Source organism: Ramlibacter sp. (genome assembly GCF_035554825.1).
In the GTDB taxonomy this organism is placed as follows: Bacteria; Pseudomonadota; Gammaproteobacteria; order Burkholderiales; family Burkholderiaceae_C; genus Ramlibacter.
In genome coordinates this window covers 1-2,712 of record NZ_DATMHS010000163.1, presented here as the reverse complement: position 1 = coordinate 2,712, position 2,712 = coordinate 1, and the positions used below count along the sequence as shown (strand labels likewise).

The 2,712-nt window shown below is 70.2% G+C and carries 3 protein-coding genes and 1 pseudogene; 2 read left to right on the top strand and 2 right to left on the bottom strand.

All coding sequences use genetic code 11. From position 1 onward, the window contains the following. Together VNT59_RS20010 and rsxB are read left to right on the top strand one after the other, a co-directional pair. Positions 1-449, top strand: a pseudogene (locus tag VNT59_RS20010) (polyhydroxyalkanoate depolymerase); the annotation flags it as partial. A gap of 1 nt (position 450) precedes the next feature. Continuing rightward, positions 451-1,107, top strand: coding sequence for an electron transport complex subunit RsxB (rsxB, locus tag VNT59_RS20005; RefSeq protein WP_325501406.1), 657 nt, complete (start codon positions 451-453; stop codon positions 1,105-1,107). A gap of 31 nt (positions 1,108-1,138) precedes the next feature. On the opposite strand, the gene VNT59_RS20000 is transcribed toward rsxB, so the two are convergent. Both VNT59_RS20000 and VNT59_RS19995 read right to left on the bottom strand, forming a co-directional pair. Further along, complete coding sequence (locus tag VNT59_RS20000) at positions 1,139-1,579, bottom strand: cyclic nucleotide-binding/CBS domain-containing protein (protein ID WP_325501404.1); 441 nt, start codon at positions 1,577-1,579, stop codon at positions 1,139-1,141. Positions 1,580-1,631: 52 nt separating this feature from the next. After that, the gene (locus VNT59_RS19995) at positions 1,632-2,687 is read right to left on the bottom strand and encodes a 2-oxoacid:ferredoxin oxidoreductase subunit beta (protein WP_325501402.1); all 1,056 of its coding nucleotides are present in this window, start codon (positions 2,685-2,687) and stop codon (positions 1,632-1,634) included. Positions 2,688-2,712: the final 25 nt, after the last annotated feature.

Here is a 2,712-nt window from a genome sequence, read left to right as displayed (position 1 = left end):
AGGCCCACCGCAAGTTCTATGACGAGTACAACGCCGTGCTCGACATGGACGCCGATTACTACCTCGACACCATCCGCATCGTGTTCCAGGAATTCGCCCTGGTGAACGGCACCTGGGACGTCATCAACGAGGAAGGCGAGCTCGAACGCGTCAGGCCGGAGGACATCACGACCACCGCCCACTTCACGGTCGAAGGCGAGCTCGACGACATCTCGGGCTCGGGGCAGACGGCCGCCGCGCACGACCTGTGCTTCAACGTGCCGAAGTCGCGCCAGAAGCACCTGGAGGTGAAAGGCGCCGGGCACTACGGCATCTTCAGCGGCCGCCGCTGGCGCGACGTGGTGTATCCGCAGGTGCGCGACTTCATCCTGCAGTTCAACGACGGCCCGCGCCTGCCCGCCGCCGACCGTTCGGTGGCGCGCAAGGCGGGCCGCCGCGCTGCCCCGTGACGTGAGCCCGCAAGCCCAGCGCCTGCACGCCGCCCTGCCGCAGACGCAGTGCACCCGCTGCGGCTACCCGGATTGCGCCGGGTACGCCGAGGCGATGGCCGCCGGCGCGCCGATCAACCAGTGCCCCCCCGGCGGCGCGGAAGGCATCGCCAGGCTGGCGGCGCTCACCGGCCGCCCCGCCGTGCCGCTCGATCCCGACCGCGGGCTGGAAGGGCCGCGCACCGTCGCCGTCATCGACGAGCACTGGTGCATCGGCTGCACCTTGTGCATCGAGGTCTGTCCGACCGATGCGATCCTGGGCAGCAACAAGCGCATGCACACCATCGTCGAGCGCTATTGCACCGGCTGCGAGCTGTGCGTGCCCGTCTGCCCGGTCGACTGCATCGGCGTCGAGAACGTCACGGGCGAGCGCACCGGCTGGCGGGCCTGGTCGCAGGCGCATGCCGACGAGGCGCTGGCCCGCTACCGGGCGCGCCGCACCCGGCTGGCCCGCGAGAGCGAGGAGCACGCGGCGCGGCTGGCGGCCAAGGCGCAAGCCACGCTCGCCGACCTGCCGGCCCACACCCACGGCGCGGCCGGCGGCGAGGCCGATCGCAAGCGGGCGGTGATCGAGGCGGCACTGGCGCGGGCCAGGGCCAGGCAGCAGGCCGGCGGCTGACGCCGGCGAGCCGGGGCAGGCCGCGGCCGTCTCAGCCGAGCGCGTCGTTCACCTGCTCGCGGAACTCCGCGAGATTGAGCGCGTTGTCGATCTCGCGCGGCAGGGCGTCGCGGGCGCTGAACACCCCCAGCGGCTTGTTGCCCGGGCCCACCACCGGCAGGTGGCGAAAGCCCCGCTCCAGCATGATCAGCACCGCCTCGGCCACCGGCTTCTCCGGCGGGACGCAAAGCGGATTGGGCGTCATGATGTCGACCAGCCGCGTGGTCTGCGGATCCTTCGCCTTCGCGAGCACCCGGGTCATCAGGTCCCGTTCGGTGACGATCCCGACCAGCGCGGTCGGCGGCTCGGTCACGAGCACGCTGCTGCAGTTGCCCCCGGTCATGATGCAGGCGGCTTCGTAGACGCTGGCCTGCGGGCCGAGGCTCACCACATGCTTGTGAGACATCGACTGGAACACGGTGCGTTCGGCCATGGTGCGACCTTTCATATCGGGATGGAGCGCGGGACCGGCCCGCGCCCCTGTGCTATCGCAGCGAGGCGTTGATCTGGTCGAGCGCGCCGCGGCCGGGGCACAGTTGCGCCGCGCCCAGCACGTTCAGCGGCGCCTCGCTCGTGTTCAGCGCGGTGTGCAGGTCGGTCGCGAGCGGGTCGACGTACAACAGGCCCGTCACCACCTCGCCGCGCGCCTGGTGCGTCGCCATGTAGTTCATCGCGGCATTGCGGTCGGTGGGGTTGTAGTCCGAGTGCAGCTTGCGCAGCCGCAGCAGCGAGCCGTCGTGCTGGCGCACTTCCACCAGCTCGCCGGCGCCGTACTCGGTCGTGATTTCCTTCTGCGGCGTGATGAAGTCGATGCGGCTCACCGCGTCGTTGTGCTGGCGCACGTAGTCGTAGCTCTTGGTGCTGCCGGCATGGTTGTTGAACGTCACGCAGGGGCTGATGACGTCGACGAACGCGGCGCCGCCGTGCGCCATCGCGCCCTTGATCAGCGGCACCAGCTGCGCCTTGTCGCCGGAGAAGCTGCGAGCCACGTAGGTGGCGCCGAGCTGCAGCGCCAGCGCCACCAGGTCGACCGGGTTGTCGCTGTTGACGACGCCCTTCTTGCTCTTGGAGCCGCGGTCGGCGGTCGCCGAGAACTGCCCCTTGGTCAGGCCGTAGACGCCGTTGTTCTCGACGATGTAGGCCATGCACACGCCGCGGCGCATCGCGTTGGCGAACTGGCCCAGGCCGATCGACGCGGAGTCGCCGTCGCCCGAGACGCCGAGGTACAGCAGGTCGCGGTTGGCGAGGTTGGCGGCGGTCAGCACCGACGGCATCCGGCCGTGCACCGTGTTGAAGCCGTGCGAGGCGCCCAGGAAGTAGTCCGGCGTCTTCGAGCTGCAGCCGATGCCGGAGAGCTTGGCGACGCGGTGCGGCGCGATGTCCAGCTCGAAGCAGGCGCGCACGATGGCGGCGCTGATCGAGTCGTGGCCGCAGCCGGCGCACAGCGTCGAGACAGGACCCTCGTAGTCACGCCGCGTATAGCCCAGCGCGTTCTTCCGCAGGTCGGGATGATGGAGCTTGGGCTTCGGGATGAAGGTCATGACACCACCTTGCGGAACGGCACGA